Annotated in this window: 23 protein-coding genes; 9 read left to right on the top strand and 14 right to left on the bottom strand. The window is 53.6% G+C overall.

Annotated elements, in window-relative coordinates:
- Positions 1 to 44: 44 nt before the first annotated feature.
- On the bottom strand, positions 45 to 734 hold the full coding sequence (locus tag CWS43_RS14235) for a TetR/AcrR family transcriptional regulator (RefSeq protein ID WP_101077621.1): 690 nt from the start codon (positions 732 to 734) through the stop codon (positions 45 to 47).
- 84 nt (positions 735 to 818) lie between these two features.
- On the opposite strand from CWS43_RS14235, the gene CWS43_RS14230 reads away from it, so the two are divergent.
- Both CWS43_RS14230 and CWS43_RS14225 read left to right on the top strand, forming a co-directional pair.
- On the top strand, positions 819 to 2,318 hold the full coding sequence (locus CWS43_RS14230; RefSeq protein ID WP_101077620.1) for an MDR family MFS transporter: 1,500 nt from the start codon (positions 819 to 821) through the stop codon (positions 2,316 to 2,318).
- Between the two features lie 103 nt (positions 2,319 to 2,421).
- Positions 2,422 to 4,269: an ABC transporter ATP-binding protein gene (locus CWS43_RS14225; protein ID WP_101077619.1), complete on the top strand. Its 1,848-nt coding sequence runs from the start codon at positions 2,422 to 2,424 to the stop codon at positions 4,267 to 4,269.
- A 10-nt stretch (positions 4,270 to 4,279) separates the two neighbouring features.
- On the opposite strand, the gene CWS43_RS14220 is transcribed toward CWS43_RS14225, so the two are convergent.
- Both CWS43_RS14220 and CWS43_RS14215 read right to left on the bottom strand, forming a co-directional pair.
- Complete coding sequence (locus CWS43_RS14220) at positions 4,280 to 5,407, bottom strand: GNAT family N-acetyltransferase (RefSeq protein WP_101077618.1); 1,128 nt, start codon at positions 5,405 to 5,407, stop codon at positions 4,280 to 4,282.
- Between the two features lie 133 nt (positions 5,408 to 5,540).
- Positions 5,541 to 6,179 carry a carbonic anhydrase gene (locus tag CWS43_RS14215; protein WP_101077617.1) on the bottom strand — a complete coding sequence of 213 codons (639 nt, stop codon included), beginning with the start codon at positions 6,177 to 6,179 and terminating at the stop codon, positions 5,541 to 5,543.
- Between the two features lie 221 nt (positions 6,180 to 6,400).
- Here CWS43_RS14215 and msrA point away from each other — a divergent pair, with 221 nt between their 5' ends.
- The gene (gene msrA, locus CWS43_RS14210; protein ID WP_101077616.1) at positions 6,401 to 6,943 is read left to right on the top strand and encodes a peptide-methionine (S)-S-oxide reductase MsrA; all 543 of its coding nucleotides are present in this window, start codon (positions 6,401 to 6,403) and stop codon (positions 6,941 to 6,943) included.
- A gap of 81 nt (positions 6,944 to 7,024) precedes the next feature.
- On the opposite strand, the gene CWS43_RS14205 is transcribed toward msrA, so the two are convergent.
- The 7 genes from CWS43_RS14205 to CWS43_RS14175 all read right to left on the bottom strand — a co-directional run bounded on the left by CWS43_RS14205 (position 7,025) and on the right by CWS43_RS14175 (position 11,674).
- The gene (locus CWS43_RS14205; RefSeq protein WP_101077615.1) at positions 7,025 to 7,204 is read right to left on the bottom strand and encodes a 4-oxalocrotonate tautomerase; all 180 of its coding nucleotides are present in this window, start codon (positions 7,202 to 7,204) and stop codon (positions 7,025 to 7,027) included.
- 166 nt (positions 7,205 to 7,370) lie between these two features.
- On the bottom strand, positions 7,371 to 7,676 hold the full coding sequence (locus tag CWS43_RS14200; RefSeq protein WP_101077614.1) for a hypothetical protein: 306 nt from the start codon (positions 7,674 to 7,676) through the stop codon (positions 7,371 to 7,373).
- A 21-nt stretch (positions 7,677 to 7,697) separates the two neighbouring features.
- Positions 7,698 to 8,963: a PTS sugar transporter subunit IIC gene (locus CWS43_RS14195; protein ID WP_101077612.1), complete on the bottom strand. Its 1,266-nt coding sequence runs from the start codon at positions 8,961 to 8,963 to the stop codon at positions 7,698 to 7,700.
- A 58-nt stretch (positions 8,964 to 9,021) separates the two neighbouring features.
- Positions 9,022 to 9,324, bottom strand: coding sequence for a PTS sugar transporter subunit IIB (locus tag CWS43_RS14190; protein ID WP_101077610.1), 303 nt, complete (start codon positions 9,322 to 9,324; stop codon positions 9,022 to 9,024).
- Positions 9,325 to 9,500: 176 nt separating this feature from the next.
- Positions 9,501 to 9,944 (bottom strand): PTS sugar transporter subunit IIA, encoded by a 444-nt coding sequence (locus CWS43_RS14185; protein WP_101077608.1) that lies wholly within the window; start codon positions 9,942 to 9,944, stop codon positions 9,501 to 9,503.
- A gap of 205 nt (positions 9,945 to 10,149) precedes the next feature.
- Positions 10,150 to 10,746 carry an AAA family ATPase gene (locus tag CWS43_RS14180; RefSeq protein WP_101077606.1) on the bottom strand — a complete coding sequence of 199 codons (597 nt, stop codon included), beginning with the start codon at positions 10,744 to 10,746 and terminating at the stop codon, positions 10,150 to 10,152.
- The gene (locus CWS43_RS14175; protein ID WP_101077604.1) at positions 10,739 to 11,674 is read right to left on the bottom strand and encodes a tagatose-bisphosphate aldolase; all 936 of its coding nucleotides are present in this window, start codon (positions 11,672 to 11,674) and stop codon (positions 10,739 to 10,741) included. The genes CWS43_RS14180 and CWS43_RS14175 overlap by 8 nt, the downstream gene beginning before the upstream one ends.
- Positions 11,675 to 11,908: 234 nt before the next feature.
- Here CWS43_RS14175 and CWS43_RS14170 point away from each other — a divergent pair, with 234 nt between their 5' ends.
- A complete protein-coding gene (locus tag CWS43_RS14170) occupies positions 11,909 to 12,841 on the top strand; it encodes a sugar-binding transcriptional regulator (RefSeq protein ID WP_101077602.1) in 933 nt (310 codons plus the stop codon).
- 85 nt (positions 12,842 to 12,926) lie between these two features.
- On the opposite strand, the gene CWS43_RS14165 is transcribed toward CWS43_RS14170, so the two are convergent.
- Complete coding sequence (locus CWS43_RS14165) at positions 12,927 to 13,748, bottom strand: alpha/beta fold hydrolase (protein ID WP_101077600.1); 822 nt, start codon at positions 13,746 to 13,748, stop codon at positions 12,927 to 12,929.
- 326 nt (positions 13,749 to 14,074) lie between these two features.
- Here CWS43_RS14165 and CWS43_RS14160 point away from each other — a divergent pair, with 326 nt between their 5' ends.
- From CWS43_RS14160 to CWS43_RS14150, 3 genes are all read left to right on the top strand, one after another.
- Positions 14,075 to 14,716 carry a hydrolase gene (locus CWS43_RS14160; protein WP_101077598.1) on the top strand — a complete coding sequence of 214 codons (642 nt, stop codon included), beginning with the start codon at positions 14,075 to 14,077 and terminating at the stop codon, positions 14,714 to 14,716.
- Between the two features lie 181 nt (positions 14,717 to 14,897).
- On the top strand, positions 14,898 to 15,317 hold the full coding sequence (locus tag CWS43_RS14155) for a DoxX family protein (protein ID WP_101077596.1): 420 nt from the start codon (positions 14,898 to 14,900) through the stop codon (positions 15,315 to 15,317).
- The gene (locus CWS43_RS14150; protein ID WP_101077594.1) at positions 15,314 to 16,897 is read left to right on the top strand and encodes an MFS transporter; all 1,584 of its coding nucleotides are present in this window, start codon (positions 15,314 to 15,316) and stop codon (positions 16,895 to 16,897) included. Before CWS43_RS14155 ends, CWS43_RS14150 begins: the two co-directional genes overlap by 4 nt.
- Before the next feature lie 57 nt (positions 16,898 to 16,954).
- On the opposite strand, the gene CWS43_RS14145 is transcribed toward CWS43_RS14150, so the two are convergent.
- Positions 16,955 to 17,863, bottom strand: a complete 909-nt coding sequence (locus CWS43_RS14145) for a LysR family transcriptional regulator (RefSeq protein WP_101077592.1) — start codon at positions 17,861 to 17,863, stop codon at positions 16,955 to 16,957.
- Between the two features lie 139 nt (positions 17,864 to 18,002).
- On the opposite strand from CWS43_RS14145, the gene CWS43_RS14140 reads away from it, so the two are divergent.
- Both CWS43_RS14140 and cho read left to right on the top strand, forming a co-directional pair.
- Entirely contained in the window at positions 18,003 to 18,311 is a 309-nt protein-coding gene (locus tag CWS43_RS14140; protein WP_101077590.1) for an antibiotic biosynthesis monooxygenase, read from the top strand.
- Positions 18,312 to 18,435: 124 nt separating this feature from the next.
- Complete coding sequence (cho, locus tag CWS43_RS14135; RefSeq protein ID WP_101077588.1) at positions 18,436 to 19,287, top strand: excinuclease Cho; 852 nt, start codon at positions 18,436 to 18,438, stop codon at positions 19,285 to 19,287.
- Between the two features lie 66 nt (positions 19,288 to 19,353).
- Here the strand turns inward: cho and CWS43_RS14130 are convergent, their stop codons facing one another.
- Together CWS43_RS14130 and CWS43_RS14125 are read right to left on the bottom strand one after the other, a co-directional pair.
- Positions 19,354 to 20,496, bottom strand: coding sequence for an autotransporter outer membrane beta-barrel domain-containing protein (locus CWS43_RS14130; RefSeq protein WP_101077586.1), 1,143 nt, complete (start codon positions 20,494 to 20,496; stop codon positions 19,354 to 19,356).
- Positions 20,484 to 24,335 (bottom strand): autotransporter-associated beta strand repeat-containing protein, encoded by a 3,852-nt coding sequence (locus CWS43_RS14125; RefSeq protein WP_198555840.1) that lies wholly within the window; start codon positions 24,333 to 24,335, stop codon positions 20,484 to 20,486. Before CWS43_RS14125 ends, CWS43_RS14130 begins: the two co-directional genes overlap by 13 nt.
- Positions 24,336 to 24,738: the final 403 nt, after the last annotated feature.

Raw genomic sequence — 24,738 nt, 5'->3', positions numbered from 1 at the left:
TAAAGAGAGTTGCGCGGGAGTCACCCGCGCGGTCAGAATTTCGCTCAGCGCTTCTGCGGCCCCAGCCCGTTAAAGAGCAGCAGGGAGACGTGTTTACGCAGCATGTCGGGGGAAATCAGCGAGCCGCCTTCTTTTCGCATTTTCATCGAAGCCATCGGGAACAGCGTCAGGCCGAACAGTGAAATAAACAGCAGCGCCGGATTCAGATCCGGGTTCAGGCGCCCTTCGGCCTGCCAGCGGGCAATCGATTCATGGACGATTTTGCGGTTTTTGTCGCCGTTACGTTCTTCCATGCGCTTTTTCAGCATGCCGCTTTCGCTGATCACTTCCCGCACCCACAGCGGCGCGACCCACGGGTATTTTTCCGCGGCATCAATCATGCATTGTGCCATGTGCGTAATCGCCATCAGCGGGTCGTCGGCGTGAGTTTCAAAAATATCGGTAAACCCGGCGCGTACCGGCTGGAAACGTTCGTCGATCATGACGTCCAGTAGTTGCTCGCGGGTATTAAAATAGTAATGCAGCATCGCGGTGGTCACGCCCGCTTCTTTGGCAATCTGGCTCAGTGGCGTCTCCGCGATACCGTATTGGGCAAACAGTTTCAGGGCGGCATCCAGCAGCAATTCACGCTTATCCGCGCCTTTTTTTACGCTGCGCGGGCGGCCCGGACGGCGTGCTGGCGTTTGATCCTTTTGTGCGGATCCTGTCGTTTCTGAGATTTTTCTGTCTGTCATAAGCGGTTTGATCCATTGACCGGATGGGGTGGATGCTTCAATATTAATTATACAGTTAATTAATTACAAGTCAGGAAGCTATTCATGACAACTATACATTCAGCGCAGAGTGATGTCGCAGAACAGAAGCCGTCGATAAAGCTGCTGTTCTCCGCACTGATGCTGGTCATGCTGCTGGCCGCGCTCGACCAGACGATTGTTTCCACCGCGCTGCCGACGATTGTCAGTGAGCTGGGCGGGCTTGATCAGCTTTCGTGGGTGGTGACGTCTTACCTGCTGGCGTCAACCATTGTCGTACCGCTGTACGGTAAATTCGGCGATCTGCTTGGCCGCAAAATCGTTCTGCAAACCGCCATCGTGGTGTTCCTGCTCGGCTCGGTATTGTGCGGGCTGGCGCAGAACATGACGCAGCTGATCCTGATGCGTGCCTTGCAGGGTCTGGGCGGCGGCGGGCTGATGGTGGTCAGTATGGCCGCCGTGGGCGATGTGATCCCGCCGTCTGAGCGCGGGAAATATCAGGGGTTGTTCGGCGGCGTGTTCGGCCTCGCGACGGTTATCGGGCCGCTGATAGGCGGTTTCCTGGTGGAGCACATTTCGTGGCGCTGGATTTTCTACATCAACCTGCCGCTGGGTATTTTCGCGCTGCTGGTCATCGGCGTGGCGCTGAAATCGCAGACCGCGCGTATCCGCCATGAAATTGACTTCCTCGGCGCGGGTTATCTGGCGGCGGCGCTGACCTGCATTATTTTGTTCACCAGCGAAGGTGGCACGGTCTATCAGTGGTCGGATCCGCAGCTGTGGTGCATTCTGGCGTTCGGACTGGTTACGCTCGGCGGATTCATCTATGAAGAAACGCTGGCCGCAGAACCGATTATTCCGCTCGGGTTATTCCGCGACCGCACGTTCCTGCTGAGCTGCGCCATCAGCTTTATTATCGGGATGTCGCTGATGGGGTCGATGACATTCCTGCCGCTGTATTTGCAGGTGGTAAAAGGCTCGACGCCGTCACAAGCCGGGATGCAGCTGCTGCCGCTGATGGGCGCTTTGCTGGTCAGCTCGATTATCAGCGGACGGATTATCAGCCGTATCGGGCGTTACCGTATTTTCCCGATCCTCGGCACGTTACTGAGCTTCGCGGGCATGGTGTTACTGGGCTTTCTGAAAGTCGGCACGCCGCTTCATATGCTATATCTCTACATCGGCGTGCTCGGTTTCGGGTTGGGCATGGTGATGCAGGTGCTGGTGCTGGCGGTACAAAACTCGGTTTCGATGAAGCAAATGGGCGTTGCGACGTCCGGCGTTACGCTGTTTCGTTCAATCGGCGGTTCGATTGGCGTGGCGATGTTTGGCGCGATTTTCACACATGTTTTGCGTAATCAGCTGGAAGCGCTGATCCCCGAAGGAACGCAGCTCCCGCGCTCACTGGGTGCGCAGGCCGTTCAGCAATTGCCCGCTGCAATCCGCGATGATTATTTGCAGGCATTTGGCACGGCGCTGCACTCGGTATACCAGATTGCCGCAGGCGTTATGGTGCTGGCGTTTATTCTGTCGCTGCTGCAAAAAGAGGGCGTGCTGAAGAAATAGGCCGCTGCGTTATTGGTGAAATGCACTAAGCTTTCCCCTTTACGGCGTTGAAATGGCATGGGAAAGGTCAACGCCGCCAGGGAAATTCCAGAGGGGGAACGCTATGCTTTTTCGCCGGTTCGAGCGAATGATCGACATTTTTCGGGAGGCACCGGGGGCTGAGCCGCCGGGTAAAGTCTGGCCTTTTTATCTTTATTATCTGCGTCAGGTCTGGCCGAGTTTTGCGGTGCTGCTGGTCGTCGGGCTGGTGGCGTCACTGATTGAGGTGTCGCTGTTTAGCTATCTCAGCCAGATTATCGATCTCACCAAAGATACGCCGCCGGGCAGTTTTTTCTCTGACCATATGGGCGAACTGCTGTGGATGGCTGCGGTGGCGATGATCATGCGGCCGGTGTTTTTCGGGCTGAATGATTTATTGGTTCATCAGACGCTGACGCCCGGCATGACCAGCATGATCCGCTGGCAGAATCACAAATACGTCCTCAGGCAGAGCCTCAACTTTTTCCAGAGTGATTTTGCCGGGCGTATTGCCCAGCGCATCATGCAAACCGGCAGCTCGCTGCGCGATTCCGCGGTACAAATGGTCGATGCCATCTGGCACGTGGTGATTTACGCCGCCAGCGCATTGTTCCTGTTTGCGCAAGCCGACTGGCGTCTGATGATCCCGCTGATTATCTGGATTTTCTGTTACGCCATTTGCCTGTGGTATTTCGTTCCGCGCGTGAAGCAGCGTTCGGTTGAATCGTCTGAAGCCCGTTCGAAACTGATGGGCTGCATTGTGGATGGCTATACCAATATTTCGACGCTCAAACTGTTCGCGCATACCGATCTCGAGCAGCAGTACGCACGCGAAGCCATCACGGAACAAACCGTCAAAACCCAGCTGGCTGGCCGCCTGTTAACCGGCATGGCGTTTGCGATCACCACGCTTAACGGTCTGCTGATTGTCGCCAGCACCGGGCTGGCCCTGTGGCTGTGGACACAATCGCTGATCACCGTCGGGGCTATCGCGCTGGCGACGGGGCTGGTGATTCGTATCGTGAATATGTCCGGCTGGATTATGTGGGTGGTGAACGGCATTTTCGAGAATATTGGTACGGTGCAGGACGGCCTGCACACCATCGCGCAGCCGCTGACCGTCACGGATAAACCGCAGGCACCGGCGCTGAAAGTCGATCGGGGGGCGATCCGTTTTGATCACGTGGAATTTAATTATGGTAAAGAGAACTACGGAAAAGGCAGCCCGGTGATCCGGAACCTGGATCTGGCGATCCGCCCCGGTGAGAAGATCGGCCTGATCGGGCCTTCCGGCGCGGGGAAATCCACGCTGGTGAACCTGTTGCTCCGGCTTTACGACATCGACGGCGGGCGGATTCTCATTGATGAGCAGAATATTGCTGACGTCACGCAGGGCAGTTTGCGTGCGCAAATCGGTATGATCACGCAGGACACGTCGCTGCTGCACCGTTCGATTCGCGACAATCTGCTGTACGGCAGACCGGGCGCGACGGATGAAGAATTGCAGCTGGCGATACGTCAGGCGCGTGCTGATGAATTTATTCCGCAGCTTTATGATTCACTGGGGCGAACCGGGCTGGATGCGCACGTCGGTGAGCGCGGCGTGAAACTTTCCGGCGGGCAGCGTCAGCGTATTGCGATTGCGCGCGTGTTACTGAAAAACGCACCCATCCTGATTATGGATGAAGCCACGTCGGCGCTCGATTCTGAAGTGGAAGCGGCGATTCAGGAAAGCCTGGAAACGCTGATGGGCGGCAAAACGGTGATTGCGATTGCGCACCGGTTATCGACCATTGCCAAAATGGACCGTCTGGTGGTGCTGGAAAAAGGGCAGATTGTCGAGACGGGAAGTCACGCCGAGCTGCTGGCGCACGGCGGTCTGTATGCCCGTTTGTGGCAGCATCAGACCGGCGGATTTGTTGGCATGGATTAAGTACCGAGCGTTAAGACGGAACGTGCCGGTAGGGCAGCATTTCACGGGCTTCATCGGCCCAGCTCTGCACGCCGGCACGTTCTTCAACCAGAAAATCTTCGACGGCGTCGCGCAAACCCGGATGCCGTAAATAGTGCCACGAGTCGGTGATCACCGGTTCGAAGCCACGCAGCAGTTTATGTTCGCCCTGAGCGCCCGCGTCGAAACGTGCCAGACCGCTGCTAATCGCGTATTCCATGCCCTGATAAAAACAGGTCTCAAAGTGCAACCGGTCAAACTCCGCCAGACAGCCCCAGTAACGGCCATAGAAGGTATCGCCGCTGATTAAGCTGAACGCCATGGCCACGTCGCGCCCGTTTTGCTGTGCGAACACGACGCGGATCGCTTCCGGCATCCTTTCTGCCAGCAGGCTGAAAAAAGCGCGTGTCAGATATGGTGACTGGCCACGAACGTGGTAGGTGTTGCTGTAACAGGCGTAGACAAAATCCCACTGCGTTTCGGTCAGCTCTGCGCCTTCCCGCCACACAAATTCGAAGCCTTGCGCCGCGACCTGTTCGCGCTCTTTGCGGAACTGTTTGCGTTTGCGCGAGGTCAGGGCATCAAGGTAATCCTGAAAATCACGATAACCGCGGTTTTGCCAGTGATACTGCAAACCCTGCCGGTGCTGCCAGACCGGCTGGCTGCCAATCAGGTGATTTGCGCGGGCATCGGTAAAGTTGATGTGTGCGCCGGTCAGGTCGTTTTTTTCCAGATAATCAGGCAAAGCCTGCAATAAATTCGCCGCCGCTGTTTCATCACCTAACAGACGTGCACCCGTGACCGGGCTGAAGGGCACCGCACCCAGCCATTTAGGGTAATAGGCGATTCCGGACCGCTGGCAGGCCTGCGCCCAGCCCTGATCGAACACGTATTCTCCGTAAGAGTGGTGTTTACGGTAGCCCGGAATGGCGGCGAGCATTTTGCCGTTCTCCGTCCAGAGCAGATGTTCTGGCCTCCAGCCGGAATCAGGCCCCAGGCTTTCACTGTCTTCCAGCGTCGATAAAAAGGTATGGCTGAGAAAGGGTTGCTGCGCAGGCACCAGTGCATCCCACTGTTCGGCGGGCAAATCGGCCAGACGGTTCAACGTGGTAATGGGCATGACTTTTCTCTGTGAAGGAAGACTGACGGCTGAGAAGAACAGGCATGAAAATAATAACGTCAACAACGGCAATTGATAATCCAGAACATTATTAAGTCATGCTCTGGATTAATTATTGCTTTATTTCAGGTAATTAACTGGAGGCTTTTGCCTCAGGATTATCGGAGAGCGAAATAAACGCGCCACTCTTACCGTCAAAGGCTTCGATGCTGCCAGATTCAATATCATAGACCCAGCCGTGCAGGGTAATTTCACCTTTGGCTAAGGCGAGGGCAACGCACGGATGCGTACGCAGATTACTCAGTTGCGCCACTACGTTCTGATGCACCATACCGTTAACGCGGGCCTCAGGGGTCGCATGTTCGGTGGACTCATTAATCGCTTTTGCCGCATCCGAATAACGCAACCAGTGTGCGACGGCCGGCATGTGATCCAGGCAGGTACAGTTAGCAATCGCACTCATCGCGCCGCAGTTGGAATGCCCGCAGACAACGATATCTTTGACGCCCAGCGCCATGACCGCGTACTCCACCGTGGCGGAAACGCCGCCCGGTTCCGGCCCGAATGGCGGCACGATATTTCCGGCATTGCGGATAACAAACAGTTCGCCCGGTTCACGCTGCGTGACTAATTCCGGTACTAACCGGCTGTCAGAACAGGAAATAAAAAGGGTCTTCGGATTTTGGTTTAATGCGAGTTTTTTGAATAACTTAGAACGTTGGGGAAACGCTTCTTTCTGGAATCTGAGGAAGCCTTCGATGACATCTTTCATAGGGGAGTTCCGTATATTTCAATGCCAATGATACTGCCACGAAAAAAAAGGCAGATCAATTACAAGGGATATCACTACTATTTCTAAGGGAAATAAGCGCAGACAAAATATTATAATTTTCAGGTCAGAAGAAATTCACATTCCGTTTTTTTAATGTCATACCTTTATCTCAGTCTTATCCGTCCCCATATTTCCTCTACCCCCTGAGTGAAGGAGTCTGTATGACAATCGAATACGCTATTTTCGGTGGCGGCTGTTTCTGGTGTACGGAAGCGGTGTTTAAAGACGTCATCGGCGTGGAGTCAGTGGAAAGTGTTTACACTGGCGGCACGCGCCCGAACCCGACGTATGAGCAGGTTTGTACTGGTGTAACCGGCCACGCGGAGGCTATCCGTGTCGGTTTTGACCCGGAGAAACTGACGTACGGCGATCTGCTGGACATTCACTTTGTCACGCATGATCCGACCCAGCTAAACCGCCAGGGGAATGACGTCGGTACGCAATACCGTTCGGCGATTTTCCCGGCCAGTGAACAGCAAAAAGCCGATGCTGAAGCCGCGATATTGCGGGCACAGCACGATCACAGCGATCCGATTGTGACCAGTATCGAGCTGCTGGGTGAGGTTTATGTTGCGGAAGGCTATCACCAGAATTACTGGGATGGTGCGGGGCAGCAGAATCGTTATTGTATGGCAGTGATCCCGCCAAAATTGCAGAAACTGCGCAAGAGCTTCGCTCAGAGAACTAAATCTTTGCAAAAGTAATCAAACGATTACCCTGTTTTTCTGCTCAGCCAACACACTTATCCTGTGTTGGCTGATTGTTTCCTTTTGATCAGAAAACTATTACCCCAGCAGTTCTCCCCCTTTCGCCCAATGTATTTTCGGGACTTCAGTGATCACCACATCGACACTTTCAGGCTTACATTTGAGGGTTTCTACTGCCACGCGGGTCACTTCGCGGGCGAAATCGCGTTTTTGCTCAGTGGTACGACCAGGCAACATTTCTAAATGTATAACAGGCATCGTTTATCCTTTTTTATCAAAACCCGGTTGGGTGTGGAAAACCTATTCTACGCAAGGATGATGAATGATAAACATGTGATAAGCAGAATGAATGCCCTGGCGAAAACGTAAAGCAGCCTGGCTGGGTAAAACGAAAGCCAGAACGTCTGTTCTGGCTTGTTTGAGCTTAAAATCCGTAGCGGATCGCATCCTTACTTTGCTGCATCAGCGCATCAATTTTTTGCGAATACCTCTCCAGCCCCTTGCCGTCACCGGCTTGCGAACACTCGCGACGCCGCGCGTTGTACGCCTTCATCAGCTGCGCCTGTGCGAAACCGGGCTTTCCGTAGCACGCCATGCTTTGCTCCCAGCAGGCAATGGCGGCCTCCAGATCCTGCTGCTCCTGATACTCTTTTCCCAGTTCGTTGAGCGCTTTGGCCGATTCCTGCGGCGGCAGCTGTTGCGATAAAATTTGCTCAATACGCGTATCCATAACGAATGCCCTCCGGCTTAATTAATGGAAGAAGTTAAGAATATGGCCGAACACCAGCCCGACGCTGATGACGTCCGAGTCACTGAATGTCACGTTAGAGAAACCGAATTTACCCAGCAGCGGCAGCAATAGCGCCGGCAGCAGCGTGATAAACAGGCCGTGGAAGATGCCGCCGATAATCGCCCCGCGACGCCCGCCGACGGCGTTCCCGAAGATGCCCGCCGTACCGCCCGCAAAGAAGTTGGTCAGCATGCCCGGCAAAATCATCGCCAGCCCGAGCGTCGGGAACAGGAACATGCCGATGACCGAACCGATGGTGGTTGAGATAAAGCCGATGATGACTGCGTTCGGCGCGTAAGGGAAAAGCACCGGGCAATCGAGCGCCGGAATGGCGTTGGGCACGATACGCAGGGCGATCCCTCGGAACGCCGGGACGATTTCCGCCAGCAGCAGACGCACGCCGGAGAGCAGCACGTAAACGCCGACCACAAACTGGATGGATTGCAGGAACGAGTAGACCAGATAGTTAACGCTGTTGGCGTAAGGCGCGACGACTTCCGGGCCGGCGGCGATGGCGGGGATCAGGTAAATCGGGATCATCACCACCATCATCGACAGATACGTGTCTTGCAGGAAGGAAAGCGCCTGCGGCAACTCGAGATCTTCGGTGCTTTTATTGACGTTGCCGGTGATTTTCGCCACGCCAGCCTGCACGATGTAGCCGATAGTGCAGAAATGGCCGAGCGCAAAGTCATCGGAACCGGTAATTTTGCGCACAATGGGTTGTGCCAGCACCGGCATGCCGACCGCCATCACACCGGCAATCACGCCGCCGGTAATAATAAGCTCCGCGCCGCGCAGGCCGCCCATATAACCGATGACGGAACAGACGGTCGCCATCCATAACGACGCCTGGCCGGTGAGGAAGATATATTTAAAACGGGTCAGACGGGCAATCAGGATATTGACGATAAACGCCAGCACCATAATTAAGGCGGTTTCCCGCCCGAGCGTTTGTTGTGCGATACCGGCGATTGAGCCAACGTCGGTGACCACGCCGCGCATATGAAAACCTTTCTGGAATATTTCACCCAGGAAGGTCAGTGCATTGACAATAATACTGGCACCGGAAAGTAAAACCAGAAATCCGAGCAGCGTTTTTAATGTGCCGGTAATAATCTGTCCCGGGCTTTTCTTTAATGCAATCAGGCCAATCATGGCGATCAGAGAAATTAATATTGATGCCTGGCCTAATACATCATTGACAATAAAGTGAAGGAAAGACATAAGCGTCCCCTGTAGCAGAGATGTAGAGTTGTTCTATTGGAATAAAATATTTTTGTTATCAGACCGCCAGATGGCCCATTTCCTGGAGAACAGGCGTCAGCTTGTCTTTTATTTCTTTTTTATCGACTAAACGTTTCAGGTAAATAATATTGGCGCTGATGGTGTAATGCTGGAACTGCGATCTGAAGTTTTCGCCGGTCATAATAATGTCGGCTCTGGATGAGGTGGCGCTGGAAATATCGCAGTGCGATAAATCTGCCTCCACGCCTAAATCTTTCAGCGCGGCTTCGATACTCATTTCACAGGCAAAACTGCTGCCCAGACCCGCACCGCAAACCGCAAGAATAGATAACTTTTTCATAAGTATTCCTTACCCTTCATACTTCAAACTGCAGATGCGTTGGCTGCATTCTCTCACCCGAATCACTGACTTAATATCAGCTCATCGGGATTCCTTCATTTGCCGCCTTCCTGCAACTCGAATTATTTTGGGTGCTAGAGTTAATAGGGTTATGTTCATTTCTCTGCACTTCACGTCTAAAACTGCCGGATAATATCTAATGCTTCCTGCTTGTTTTTACTCTGTTTTAATTGTTTGGCCGCTTCATCATCGCAGAACAGATGAGAAAGGCTGGCGATCATTTCAATGTGCGAATGGCTGTCAACGGCGGCCAGCGCGAAGATGACATAGACCGGATCGTTATCTTCGCTGCCGAATTCAACACCTTCTGAAACAATCACCAGAGACAGTGCGGTTCTGACAGCACCTTCTTCCGGCCGGGCATGTGGCATGGCAATCCCTTCACCCAATACATAATAAGGGCCGATTTCCCGGTGCATGTCATATATCGCCTGAAGATAGCGACTTTCAGCGGCACCGGAATCAATTAACGGTTGCACGGCTAATGCCACGGCGCTTTGCCAGTCTTTTATTCTGGTAATAATTGTGGTGTTATTTTCATTAATCCAGTCGCTTAACATAATACCTCTTCATATGAATAGGGCCTTTCCTCAGTATGATATTTAATTAAAATAAAAACTGTGATCTATCCAATCCTATTAGCCATTAATGAAAGGTAATAATTTCAAACGACCCGAAGGAATTAATGATAGTAGGGTATTAGCATTGTGCTGATATCAGAATGCACTGACTTTTCTGTAAATGAATTTTTCCTTTAGTGGATGTTTATTGGGTTTGGGTATGAAATGAATTTAATATCCATTCATGTATATCAACAATATTTACAGGCTTATTTTGTGCAATAACATTCTGATCAACAGAATAAACTGGCCCTAGCGCCATTGGTCGTGCATTTCCGGCGAGAATTTTTAATTCGGGAATATATTCAGCCCCGACGTGTCCGGGTAAACGTTCACCGAGTCGTGAAGCAAAACGTTCGGCTGCCAGTTCTGCATCAATCTGACACCAGATTTCCAGAACCTGCGTAACGCCCGCCCGTTGCAGATAATCCTGTAACACGTCTTTTGGCTGGAAACCAAACCACGCATCGGCAATAAAAGTGCTGCCCTGCGGTGCGCCGCCGATGATATCCCAGATAACCTGATAACTTGCCAGCCCGAGCACGCGGTTAAAAGGGCGATCGACATTTTGCAGCCGCTGAAGAAACGGGTTTTTGATGCCATCAAGCGACAGTTGCAGCCAGCCGCTGTATGCAGAAAGCTCAACGGCGAGCCGGCTTTTACCTGACGCCGGGATCCCGTTTACCAGGATGACGCGTTTGCCGGTAAAGCCATTTCGTGAGGCGCTTCTGTTTTCAGACATGTTCCACCTGTTCAGTTTGGTTGCGGGCCGGGGCATGGAAATATTGCTGAATGACAGCCTGAAGTTCGTTCAGACGCGGAACCGCCAGCGATTCGAGCCGGGATTTTGTCGCGCTGCGATCCAGCGAAATACAGTCTTTCCACAGGGAACGCCCGGCAATCACGCCTGATGCGCCTTCGCTCATGGCATCCGCCACTTGTTTGAGGAAGGTTGCGTGGTCAACGCCCGCTGAAAGCACTGCCCACGGCACGTCTCCGGCCAGTTTAGTGATGTCCGCACAGGCCTGTTTTGAACCCGGATAAGGCAGTTTCAGCACCTTCGCGCCGCATTCCAGGCAAATCTTCGTGCCGCCATAAATCAGTGACGGGACTTTTTCTTTATATTCTTCCTCGGTTTCGTTGTCGAGTTTATAGGTGAGGAACTCCACCACCAGCAGCAGGTCTTCGCGGGCGAAATCGTTGATGCACTGACGAAGAATTTCAATGTTATGGCAGTTGGCGGCTTCCTGATCCGAACGCAGATACACCATAATTTTGCCGCCGGTCGCGCCCAGTTCACGCACGCGGCGCGCATCAACGTTCGCCACTAACCGCGACAGACGGTAGCCTTCCGGTGAATTATCCCAGCCTGATGCGTCAAGGCCGATCAGCAGCGCGGTATCGCGGGCAATGATGCCGTTGTCCACCAGTTGCGGCACCGCACAGACCGGATCCACCAGCACGCAGGAGGCCTGGCTGGCGAGATATTGGGTGATGTCTGCTTTGATGAGGCCAAGTTCGTGTTCGGAAATCGCAGATTGTTGCTGAGGATCGCTGGCGAGCAGGCTGCGCATGGCACCGCGCTGGTCACAGGCGATCACCAGCATCGCGCCATTTTTACCGCAAATTTGCTGATAGCTGCGTAATTCAGAAGTAGACATTTTTGACATGGAACTCTCCTTTGCGTGAAATTTATTACAGATGAAAAAATCTCGATTACACTGGACGTTCTGTCTTTGCCCCCAGGCTGGAAGGGGCGGAAAAATCGCGTAACATGCCGGTTTACAAGGGTTGAAGCCCGATCCGGCACATTGCATTTTTACAGGTGTTGCGCAATAATCCCTCAATCGACGATTTGAGTGTAATTCATTACTGAAAGGAATTTCAAGCTGAAAGAGCCAATTTTGCAAGATATTGCAGCAACGCGTGCCATGATGCATCTGGTGGCGAAGCTGCATTACGAGTCTGATATGTCTCAGGTGGAGATTGCGCGCAAGCTGGATGTTTCAACGGCGACAATCTCGCGGCTGCTGAATAAAGCCCGTGCGGCGGGCATTGTGCGCATTGAAGTGGTGGGATTATCTTCGCCGGAAGACATGACGTCTGACCTGATAAACCGTCTCGGGCTGAAAAAGGCCTACGTGGTCGATGCGCCGCCGGGTAATGAACAAGGTGCGCTGGCCGCCCCGCTGGCTGCTCTGTTGCAGGAAGCCGGTTTGGGCGCCGGTTCGGTGCTGGGCATTGGCTGGGGAAGGGCGGTGCGCGAGGTGACGCTGGCCGGAATGCCGCGGTTGCCGGGCATTATGACCGTGGCGCTCAATGGCGGAATGCAGCAGTCTGCGCCGCATTTTCAGATAACCGAGTTCGTGCGTCGTGCGGCAGAGCAGATGGAAGGCACACCGTATTTTTTGCATGCGCCCTATCTGTCCTCGGCTGAATTGCGTGATGCGTTTCTCGCTGACGGCAGCGTGCAGGAAATTATTTCCCTGTGGGACAAACTGGACGCCGCAATTGTCGGCGTCGGCCTGACACATACGCCAAAACCAAGTGAATCGACCACGGCGACGCCGGGTGAACAGGCGCTCAGCGACGCGGCGGGCGACGTGCTGCGCCACTACTTCACGGAATCCGGCGAGTTATTGCACTGGGAAGGCGAGGAGCGAATGATTGCGGCGTCGGTGGAACAGTTGCGCAAAACGCCGCTGACCATTGGCGTGGCCGCGACGCCGGAAAAAGCCGCCGGGATTATCGGCGCAGTGCGTTCGGGCATGATTAATTCGCTGGTCACTGACGTCAATACCGCGCAGGCGATTCTGGATAAACTGCCGGTGGCGTGAAGCGTGGTGTTCACTAAAAAACATGCGCCAAAGAAAAAGGCATTCCCTTTGCGGGGAATGCCTTTTTAGCGTTCAGCGGCGGCGGTTACAGGCTTTTCAGGAACGCCAGCAAATCGTCATTCAGCTGATCCTGATGCGTGACCGCGAAACCGTGCGGCGCGCCTTCGTACACTTTCAGCTGTGAGTTTTCGATCATCTCTGCGGCCAGTTTGCCGGTGGCTTCGAACGGCACAATCTGGTCGTTGCTGCCGTGGATAACCAGCGTCGGCACGGTAATTTTTGCCATATCCGGGCGGAAATCGGTTTCGGAGAAAGCGGTCACGCAATCCACGGTGCCTTTCAGCGAGGCCAGCAGCGCGATATTCAGCGTCTGCGTCATTACGCCGTCGGAAACGGTCATGCCCTGATTGGTACCGTAGAACGGTGTCGCGAAATCACTGATAAATTGCGCGCGGTCTTTCAGTAAACCGGCTTTAATGCCGTCAAAGGCTGTTTTATCAACGCCTTGCGGATGATCGTCCGTCTTAATAAACAGCGGCGTCACCGCGCCGAGCAGCACTAAACTGGAAACGCGCGCTGTGCCGTAGCGGCTGATATAGCGGGTTACGTCGCCGCCGCCCATGGAAAAACCGACCAGCGTAACGTCGTGCAAATCGAGGTGTTCAATCAGATCGTTGATATCTGAAGCAAATGTATCGTAGTTATACCCTTCCCACGGCTGTTCTGAACGACCAAAACCGCGGCGGTCAAAAGCGATGGCGCGATAACCGCGATCGGCCAGGAAATTCATCTGACTGTCCCACATATCCGCATCCAGCGGCCAGCCGTGGCTGAATAAAACCGGCTTACCTTTTCCCCAGTCTTTGAAATAAATTTGAGTGCCGTCTTGCGTGGTGAATGTGCTCATTTGTCTTTCCTCAGCGAGTATTTTTGCAGGTTTTAAGTGAATGTGTGTTGTGCTGCAATAAACAGTAGACGCTTCTTAGGAATAGTCATAATGCGTTATTTTTAATAACTCGTTAAAAGATTTTGTTGTTCCTATCCCACTGACTGAAAAGAATATTTTCGGCTGTTTATATAGGCGAGAGCCTGTCAAAAAAATCTGAACAAGTTCGCAAATTCTTTCCGCTATCTGCTTTTTCCCTTCTGACCTATCGTTAATTCCAGCAGCACAGCAACACAACGTTAAATACAAACACACAACCTAACAATGCACTCTGAGAGGAAATGAAAATGTCTAAATTCGATCTGCTGGACCCACAGAACTCCACCCTGATTTTCATCGACCATCAGCCACAAATGTCTTTCGGCGTCGCAAATATCGATCGCCAGCAGCTTAAAAATAACACCGTCGCTCTCGCTAAAGCAGGCAAAGTTTTTAACGTGCCGGTGATTTACACCTCCGTCGAAACCGAAAGCTTCAGCGGCTATATCTGGCCGGAACTGCTGGCGGTTCATCCGGATGTGAAGCCGATTGAACGTACCTCCATGAACTCCTGGGAAGACGCGGCGTTTGTGAAAGCCGTTGAGGCCACAGGCCGTAAGAAACTGATTATTTCCGCACTGTGGACCGAAGTGTGTCTGACTTTCCCGGCCCTGATGGCGCTGAAAGAAGGTTATGAAGTGTATGTGGTGACTGATACTTCCGGCGGCACCAGCGTGGATGCGCATGAACGTTCCATCGACCGCATGGTGCAGGCCGGGGCAATTCCGGTGACCTGGCAGCAGGTTCTGCTTGAGTACCAGCGCGACTGGTCCCGCAAAGAAACCTACGACGCCGTCATGGATCTGGTTCGCGAACACAGCGGTGCATACGGCATGGGCGTGGATTACGCCTACACCATGGTGCACAAAGCGCCGCAGCGTAAAGCTTAAAAATACCGTCATCCTCCAGGCTACAGGCGCGTTGGCTGCGTTCAGTCACCCGAATCACTTACTTGAGTAAGCTCATCGGGATCCCTTCGCTTGCCGCCTTCCTGCAACCTGAATGATTTAGGTATTTAACTTTTATTAACGCCGGAACTGCGCTGCGAGCGGGTTCCGGCAGGAGAGAATGATGCGTAATGCACCTGTTTCCGGCCTGTCGGTTCCCGTTGTTCGTTTTGCGTTTATCCGCTGGTTCGCCCTGCTGGCCCTTTGTGCCGCGTATTTGCAGGGCGGTCTGGTCAAGTTGTTTGATTTCGGCGGTGCGATTGCCGAGATGCAGCACTTTGGATTGTCCCCGGCGGCACCCATGGCTGCAGCTGTGATTATTCTGGAACTGGGCGCATCGGCGCTGATCCTTTCCGGACGTTTTCGCTGGGCGGGCGCGCTGGCGCTGGGGCTGTTTACTTTCGTCGCCAACTTTATGGCAAACGCCTTCTGGCAGGCATCCGGACACGACCGGGCGATGCTGATGAACGGTTTCTTTGAACATATCGGTCTGGCCGGCGCATTTGTTTATGTCGCGTGGGATGACCTGAAGGGGCGCACATGAGCCAGAATAACGCCGCATCCGGCGCATTTTCACCGCTGAAACAAGGGCTGTTCGCCACGATTTGGGTGGCGACCATTCTCGGCAACACCGGCAGCTTTATGCGCGATGTCGCCAGCTCCTGGCTCGTTACCGGGCTGTCATCAAACCCGGCGGCCGTTGCGCTGATGCAAACCGCCGCCACGTTGCCCATTTTTCTGCTGGCCATTCCGGCGGGGGTTTTATCCGACATTCTCGACCGCCGCCGTCTGCTGATTTTTGTGCAGCTACTGCTGGCGAGCGTCAGCGGGACTTTGCTGATTTTGTCGCACAATAATTTACTGACCGTCGAATATCTGGTGGCGCTGACGTTTATCGGTGGTATCGGTGCCGCGCTGATGGGCCCGGCGTGGCAGGCGATTGTGCCGGAACTGGTGCCGCGCACGGATTTGCGTAACGCCGTGGCGCTGAATTCGCTGGGCATTAATATCGCCCGCGCCGTCGGCCCGGCGGGCGGCGGTTTGTTGTTAGCCAGCCTCGGCGCCGGTGCGGCTTACGGCGCGGATGTCATGAGCTACGTGTTCGTGATTGGCGCACTACTGTGGTGGAAGCGTCCGGTTAAAGCGAAAAATGAACTGTCAGAACATTTTCTTGGCGCGTTCCGTGCGGGGCTGCGTTATGTGAAAGCCAGCCGTGAACTGCACCGCGTGCTTTTCCGCGCCGCGATTTACTTTGCGTTTGCCAGTGCGATTTGGGCGATGTTGCCGCTGATTGCCCGTAACATGTTGCACGGAACCGCCGGTTTCTACGGCATTCTGCTCGGTGCCGTGGGCGTCGGGGCGATTTTCGGAGCGCTGTTGTTGCCGCGTTTGCGGCAGAAACTGAGCGTTGACGGGCTGGTTCTGCTTTCCGCGCTGTTATCCGCCGCAGTCATGTTGCTGCTGGCGACGTCTCCGGCGAAATGGCTGGCGGTCGTGCTGATGGTGGTGCTGGGCGTGGGCTGGATTATCGCGCTGACCTCGATGAACGGCGTGGCGCAGGCGGTGTTACCGGACTGGGTGCGCGGTCGCGGGCTGGCGGTTTACCTGATGGTTTTCAACGGCGCGATGGCGGCGGGCAGCCTGTTCTGGGGGCTGGTGGCGCGGGAAACCGGCCTGGTCGGCGCGTTAATTCTGGCGGGCATCGGGCTGGCTGTTGCCGCATTACTGTGCTGGCGCCTGAAACTACCGGCCGGTGAAGCCGATTTGCAACCAGCCGGCCACTGGGAAAATCCGGTGGTAGACGGAGACGTGCAGGGTGACCGTGGGCCGGTGATGATTCAGATTGAATACCAGATTTCGCAGGAAGATCGCCCGGCGTTTCTGGCAGAAATCCGCAAGTTATCTCTGGCACGCCGGCGGGATGGCGCTTACGCCTGGGGCATTACCGAGCACAGCGACGATCCATCGCGGCTGGTCGAATGGTTCCTGGTGGAATCCTGGCATGAGCATTTACGCCAGCATCAGCGTGTTTCGCATGCCGACGCCGATTTGCAAAGCGAGGTAACGCGTTATCACCGCGGTGAAAATAAGCCGGTGGTTCAGCATTATTTGTCCGTGAGATAAAAAGCAGGAAAGAAAAAAGGCCGCGCAATGCGGCCTTTCGGCTTAAACGGGCAACGATTATTCCCGGCTGTAAACGGAACAGATGCCGTCGAAATTCTGTAAATGTTCACGCCACCACATGGCGGCGTTGCCGGTGGCTTTTTCGTTCCAGGCCATGAAGGCCTGATCGCGGCGGGTTTCGGTATCCAGACGGCGTTCAACCAGGGCGCCGCTTTCCAGATGCGGTGCGGCCAGATAACGCGGCAGATAACCGCAGCCCAGACCGGCGACCTGTGCGTGAACTTTGGCGTTGAAGTCGTGAACGCTCAGCATTTTCTGCTCGTCCAGCACGCGCAAATCCGTGCCTGCGCCATGACGCGACGTATCGTGAACCACTACCGCACGGTACTGGCGGATTTGTTCACGCAACAACGGCTCCGGCAGCGAGGCCAGCGGGTGATGGGGGGCGACGGCAAACACATATTCCAGCCAGCCGATAGGGCGGTATTCAATGCCGCTGCGCGTGACCGGTTCCTGCACTGCGCCGAAGACAATGTCGGCTTCACCGTAGCTCAGTGCTTCCCAGCAACCGGCGAGCACGTCGTGGCGGAACAGCAGTTGCGTGTGCTGATGTTGTTCGTAAAAGCGGTCGATAAGCGGGGTGAGCAGGGCGAAAGGGACGGAAGCATCGACGCTGATCGTCAGTTTGCTTTCCCAGCCGCTTTCGACATATTGCGCCTGTTGTTCCAGCTCACTGACCGCGCGAAGCAGTACACGGCCTTTTTCCAGCATCAGACGGCCAGTTGGCGTGAAGGTTGCGCGGTGTCCGGACCGGTCCAGCAGTTTAATATCCAGATCACTTTCCATTTTCTGCACGGTATAACTCAGCGCAGACGCAGTTTTAAACAGTCTGGCCGCTGCCGCAGCAAAAGTGCCGTGACGATCCAGCGCATCCAGGATCAGCAGCGCTTCAAGGCTTAGTCGCATTATTTCCCCCACCCCCAAAATTGTTTAACAACTACCCAAAAAATTTCCGTTATCAATAACTGTTCGCATTTCGTATTGTTCATCAATATAACGCAACAATCAGTTAACCAGAATAGCGGTTAATCAGAAGGAGTATCCTGTGACTTACCCACACCAACCCGAACACATCACGATGGTGATAACCCACGGCGTGCAGCGCGATAAGCTGGAAGAATACGAACGCTGGCTGGAAAAGCTGAAGTCTGACTCAGCACGCTTTGCCGGTTACGAAAGTGTTAATGTTTTACGCCCGGTTCATGGTGAAACGATTTACACCGTGCTGGTACGTTTCGATAACATCGATAATCTGTATGGCTGGATCCAGTCTGACCAGCGCGAAACCCGCGAAGCCACATTAGCCAACTTACTGAATGGCCGGGAATATATTGAAATGCGCACGCAGGCGTAGTTCTCTCCGGTCAGAATTTACACTTTATTTTAGCCGGGTTGGTTGAAGGCTGTACGGATAGCCAGTATTATCGGCCGTTGTTTTTTTAAACGATGTCTTCTCCGATAACAGCAGGTCAGCGATTTTGTGGAATCCGGAAAAAGAGCTTTTTACCGAGCTTTATAAGTACCCTGAACATCTTCGTCATACGCTCGAAAACTTACCGTCCCGCTCCGGGGTTTATATCTTCTACGGTGACGATAAAAACTTTCCGCTGTACATCGGCAAAAGTGTGAATATCCGCAGCCGCGTGATGTCGCATTTCCGCAACGCCGACGAAGCCAAACTTCTGCACATGACGCGGGATATCGAATACATCGAAACCCTCGGTGAAGTCGGTGCGTTATTGCTGGAATCTGACCTGATTAAAAACCGGCGTCCGCTGTTTAATAAGCGTCTGCGCAACACCCGCAAGCTGTGTTCAATCCGCCTTCATGGCCTGACCGCCACGGTTGTTTTCAGCAATGAAGTGGATTTTTCCCACACCGATGACCTGTTTGGTCTGTTCAAAACCAAAATGTCCGCGCTGGAAAAAATCCGCGATATCGCCGATCAGGAAAAGCTGTGTTACGGCGCGCTGGGGCTGGAGAAACTGGCAAAAAACCGTGCGTGTTTCCGGTTCTCTTTGGGGAAATGTGCCGGTGTGTGCTGCGGAAAAGAATCTCCAGAAGCCCACCAGGAACGCCTTAAAAATGCGCTCAGCACCCTGAAAGTCCGCAACTGGCCGTATCCGGGGCGCATCGCCATCGTGGAAGAAGCCGACGGCGTGACGGAGTATCACGTCATCAATCACTGGTTTTATCTGGGTACAGTAAAAACCCTGGAAGACGCCAGAAAGTTTGATATCGCCGTTCCGCACTTTGACCGCGACAGTTATAAAATCCTCTGCAAACCGCTGTTTGAAACGGACAGCCCGAAGGTGATTTTGCTGGACTGATGCCATAAAAAAGGCTCCGGAGATGAAGTCCGGAGCCCTAATTTTATGGCTTACACGTTCTTTGCCTTACCAGCTATATTTTCCGCCCAACTGGCCCTGCACGCTGGAATAGTCGTTTTCACCGGTCTGAACACCCGAGTTAATCCACAGTGTCCAGTTTTCTCCCGCCTTGAGCTGTGCGCCCAGTTTCGCTTCATACCGGTTGACCGGGATTGACTGATTGACGGTCTCAGTGTCCATTTTCACGCTGTTGCTGCTTCCACCGTGCCACCAGTTCAGCTCAACAAAGGGCTCTGTTTTGCCCGCGTCATCAAGCTGCCCGGAAAGACGGGTACCAAGGCGCGTTGTGATACCGCCGGAATCCTGGCTGTGGATCCGGGTGCCGTTATCTTCGGTATGATCGCCCTGGCTGTAGTTCGAGTAAATCGTCTGGAATTGCGGTTGCAGATACAGTTCATGCGTGCTGCTGACCGACATGCGATAGCCCGCTTCCAGAGACCCGGCCCAGTTATGCGCGTGGTATTTTTCCTCAGCTAAATCATCACCTTTTACCGTATTGTGGAAGGTGCCGTATTGCATCCAGCTGTCGACATAAGGCCCGGATTTTTCGTCTGCTCTGCCGCCAAACCACGTACCGTAGGCACCAAAATTGTAACCCTCCAGTGTCCCCTTCGCTGAGCCGCTGACGTGTTTTGCATCGCTGTCGGTGTCGACATTAGCGTAACCCGTCATCAGACCGGCTTTGATCTGCTGATTGCCAAAGTCATGCCGATAAATGTCGCTGCCAAGTCGGAGTACGGTGGTGTTGGAGCCCATAGATAACTGGCCGCTGCCGGCTTTACTGTTTACACGCCCCGTATCCAGGTGAGCCCAGGCTGCCGGTGAATCTTCACCCGTCTGACGGTTTTCACCGTTACGATCGTGCATCGTTGACATAAATACGCTGTTCGCCAGGCTCTGGTTTGCCAGATAGGCGCCTGCTTCCGGCCGCAGAACGGGTGCGCCAGGCGTCGGATCCGGTGGCGTCGGTGCTTCGGTGGTTGAGCGCAGGTACCAGTTACCGTTATTGTCCGTCGCGGTGCCCTGATAGAGTTTGTATTCGTAGGCACCGGCAACCGCGCGGCCTTGTAAAGCAAATGTGCCATCGGATTGCCCCTGTACATTGACCAGTTCGATACCGTCTGTGGTTTGAGCACCTAACCCATGCATATCTTAACGGTCACAGCCGTATTGCCGCTCGTGTTGCCTTTCACAAACAGTTCATCGTGGGCAGAGCCGTCGCCATTCAACTCGCTGTTGACCCAAAGCTGCCCGTTGTTGCTGTTATAGTCGCCGTTAATGGTTAGCGCATTGTTTTGCGTGGCGCTGGTCAGGTCGATAATACCGTTGTTAATGACCGAACCGGCGATGCTGCCGTGGCCTTTCAAAGCCCCCGCTTGTTCAACGTACATTGTGCCGGTGCTGCCGAAATTGCCGTTAACCTGCAAAGCGCCTTCGGTGATGTGCGTGTCGCCGGTATACGTCATGTTGCTGTCAGCAAAGAGGGTGCCGGTGCCGGTTTTGTTTACGCCGCCGCTGCCATTTACCCCGTTGGTCAGCGTCCAGTCAGCATTGTTATTCAGTTCCAGCGTGCCGCTGTTAGTGACGGTTGCCGTGCCCAAACTTCCGGCTTCCTGAGCGGTCAGCTGTGTTCCGGTCGCGACGGTGAAGTCGCCTGCAAACGTCCGGACGGTGTTATTGAGCGTTACCTGCGCCCCCTCTTCCAGTGCGACTGTGCCATTACCGCTAAGCATATTGCTCATTGTGCCGTTCGCGCCGGACAGGTTCAGATTACCGTCAACATTAATCGCCCCGTCGCCTAAACCCAGAATATTCTTCATCGTGGCGGTGGCTGGCTGAGCTATCTGAATGGAGGCGCTGAGGTTCTGGTTTTCGCCGTTAATGGCCAGTTCACCGCCGCTCAGATTCAGCTGGCCGCTGCCTGCCAGGGTACCAAGACTTTCGCCGCCCTGAGCGACCGTCAGGTTACCTCCGTTCAGATTAAGGCTGCTGCCTGCTGCACTGTGTAGCGTGGTGATGTTCTGTGATTTGCCATTGATATCCAGACCAGCGCCTGATGCGATGATCACATCGTTGGTGTGGCCCAGCGCATTGTCACTCCCTAACTGAACATTACCGGCGGAAACCTGCGTATTACCGGTGTAATCATTGGTAAGATTATTCAGTATTACCGTACCGCTGCCCTGAATATCAAAGTTACCGGCTCCCGTCAGTTGGGCAACCAGCATATTGTCCATACCCGGCTGGTTTTCAAGCGTCAGGGTCTGCCCGGCGTTCGCATCGAGTTTGATCAGGTCATAGCCAACCCATGCGCCATCTTCGGTGACAACGAGAGCCTGGTCGTAAGTCGCCGTCCCCAGATTCACACCACCATCAATGATGCTCACATCCGTTGACTGGCCGACGGGCTTGCTGCCATCAAAGTTATATAAATCAATATGGTTACCAATGCCGGTCACCTGGCCCGTAGCCTTCACTATCTGCACGTTGCGAATGGCATCCTGATCGAAATAGGACGGGTTGGTAGGGATCACCGGTGGTGACAGTGCTTCCGGGATATTGGCCTGAATTCTGCCGCCTGCGCTGGCATCGAAAGTTTCCGTTGTCAGGGTATGGGCCACGGTGCGGCTGTTATCCATTTGCAGTGTTCCGCCGCCCATTATCAGGCTGTGAATGCTGCGATCGGCATCGATTGCTGCCGTGCCTGCGGGTGTCAGGGCAAGGGTGGAATTCGTCAGTGTTTGTTCTGCGTTGCTATCGAGCGTCAGGGTGCCTTGCTGTACCTTCACCGTACCGGTAAACCCGGAGCCGGTAGTGCTGGCGAAGCTAAACGGTGTTGTTGAGCTGGTTTGGTTAATCTGCAATATCCCGTCGCCGGTGAGCTGGCTTGCGAAAGCGTCACTGAAGTTGTTCAGCGTAAGCTGGCTTTGCGTACCATCAAGCAGCACCTGCGCATCTCCGAGCTGAGACTGCTGTGTGGCACCCGCACCGCCCGTGACATCCCACATTCCGGTAAAACCCGTCGCATCGCCGGCCAGCTCAATACCCGTGCCACTGACGGTCACCTTGCCAGCACCTGCGACATTATTGCTAAAGGTGCCATCGTTGAATGTGAGGTCGAGATTACCCGCGTTGTTGACGGTGACGGCGCCGGTACCTGCTGCTTTGTCTTGTGCCAGGATCACGCTGCCTGCATTGACGGTTGTGCCACCGGAATAGGTATTCGCAGCGGAAAGTGTCAGGGTGCCGTCACCGGATTTGGTGAGACTTTTTCCATCCCAGCCCGTTGTGATATTGGCATTCTCGTCACTCAGCACCACGTCGACGTTAAAGTGATCGCCTGCGTTGGCGAGAGTGAAAGTACCGCCAGCCTCCGGAGCCGCAGAGGTCCATGCTAATTCTTCACCCACGCTGTAGCTTTTGCCATCGGCAGATTTCGTTCCATCGAACAGGATATAATCCAGATGTGTCTGGTAGCCAAACTCAACGCTGGCAAAGTCACCGGTGATACCCTGATTGGTTTGCAGTACGGTGGTCCGGTTTTGTGCGATCTGACTGGCCATCTCGGGAATTGTGCCTGAGGCACCGGTGAGATTGAGTATCGAGTCTGCGCCCAGCGTGATGCTGTCGGCGGTGATGAGTGGCCCGCCGTTGATGATATTGAGATCCACTTCGCCATCGAGTCTGGCTGCACCGCTGACCGCGAGCTTCGCTTTGTCTTCAAGCTTTAGCGTGGCGGCAGAGGCAACATTAAGCGCACTGGCGGTAAAATTCCCTTCCTGAGCAAAATCCAGTGTACCGGCATTGACCGATACGGCCCCCTGAACTGAATTTTGCGCCGTCAGTGTGGTGGTACCGGTACCGATCTGGTTCAGATTGCCGGCACCGCTCAGTGTGCCATTCAGGGCCACACTGTTATTGTGATTAATGTTCAGGGTGCCACTGTTAGTGATATCGCCAGCGACATTACCTGTGTCAGTGCCATTGCCGAGTGTTAAAATGCCGCCATGATTGATGGTGGTCAGGCCCGTATAAGTATTATCGGCAGTTAACGTTAAAGTGCCGGACTGAATGAGCGAGCCGCTGCCTGAAATAATATCAGTGAAGACAAAGTCCTCATTTTTATTAAATATCAGAGTGCCATTATCAATGATTGCGCCATTCATCTGGCCGCCATCATTTAGCGCCAACGTGCCACCTTGGGCAATCGTTGTTCCACCGCCGATACCATTTTGTGTGAGACTGCCGGTCAGGGTAAGATCGCCTTGTACATTGAGCGTATCCGTTGTTGTTCCCGCCAGACGGACATCACCACCGAGCACCCAATGGCTGTTTGTCGCTGACGTCAGTTGGCTCAGGCCGTGTTCTGCGGTATCGCTGGTAATGTTGCCGTTTTCAACTGAGGCGTTTGCATCATCACTAGTCAGGGTCAGGGTATTGCCCGTGGATTTGCTTAAAATAACGTTGTTGTTTGCACCGCTTAATGTCGAACCAGTACCTAGCGTAATATGGTTATTCTTGCCATCTAAAAGAATAGCCTCTGCCTGGTTACCAGAAATATTTCCGTGATTTTCCAGCGTGGAATCGTTATTCAATTCAACGGCTGCTTGTGAAACTGAAGTAATATGACCCGTGTTGCTATTTTTTATTTGTATCGCGCCATCAGTTTGCACTATTCCTTGCAAGAAACCGGTAATTTCACCGTCATTGTTAATGACAATCTGCGTGCTGCCACCGAGGATCTTAATTGCGGCTTCTGCCGAGCCAGACGCTATGCTTGCTCCGTTGTGGTTATTAATGATGATCTGGTTTTTTGCCGCCGTTACTATGCCATTGACATTGCTGCCCACCTGACCCGACCGGCCGCCATTAATCGTATTGTAATTATCAACAACACCTGAAGCCCCTGCGCCAAATTCGATAGTGCCTATTGCAGAGGTGCCGTGGGTGCCTGCACTGCTAATATCGCCAAGATTGGTAATATGCATGTCCGTAGCTGCACTACCATCAGCATCCGTTATCCCATAAGAACCCCCGTAAATGTTACCTGATGTATCATTAATAAGGTTACTTACGGGTGCGTTTAATATCACCCCAGATGAAGATGTACCCGTGTGTGAAATATTGCCTTGGTTTGTAAAAGTGAAATTATTAGAGCCATTAATATTGAGGCCGTTTGTAGTTCCACCTTCAAGAAAGAGATAGCTGGTATCACCATTAATGTTCTGGACGCTTGAACTGGCGTTGATAATGGTTGTTGCTTCCGCCGTACCTGATAATGTTGCAATTATTGCTACGGAAAGCATACGCATCGCCGGGGGTTTTGGTTTTTTCTGGAAATGTCTTGTCATACAATTTTTCTCCTTAAAATAACCACAGGCTTACTGTATA

The organism is Rahnella sp. AA (assembly GCF_002834385.1).
Classification (GTDB): Bacteria; Pseudomonadota; Gammaproteobacteria; order Enterobacterales; family Enterobacteriaceae; genus Rahnella.
The sequence above is the reverse complement of the archived record's forward strand: the minus strand, read 5'-3'. Positions and strand labels throughout refer to the sequence as shown.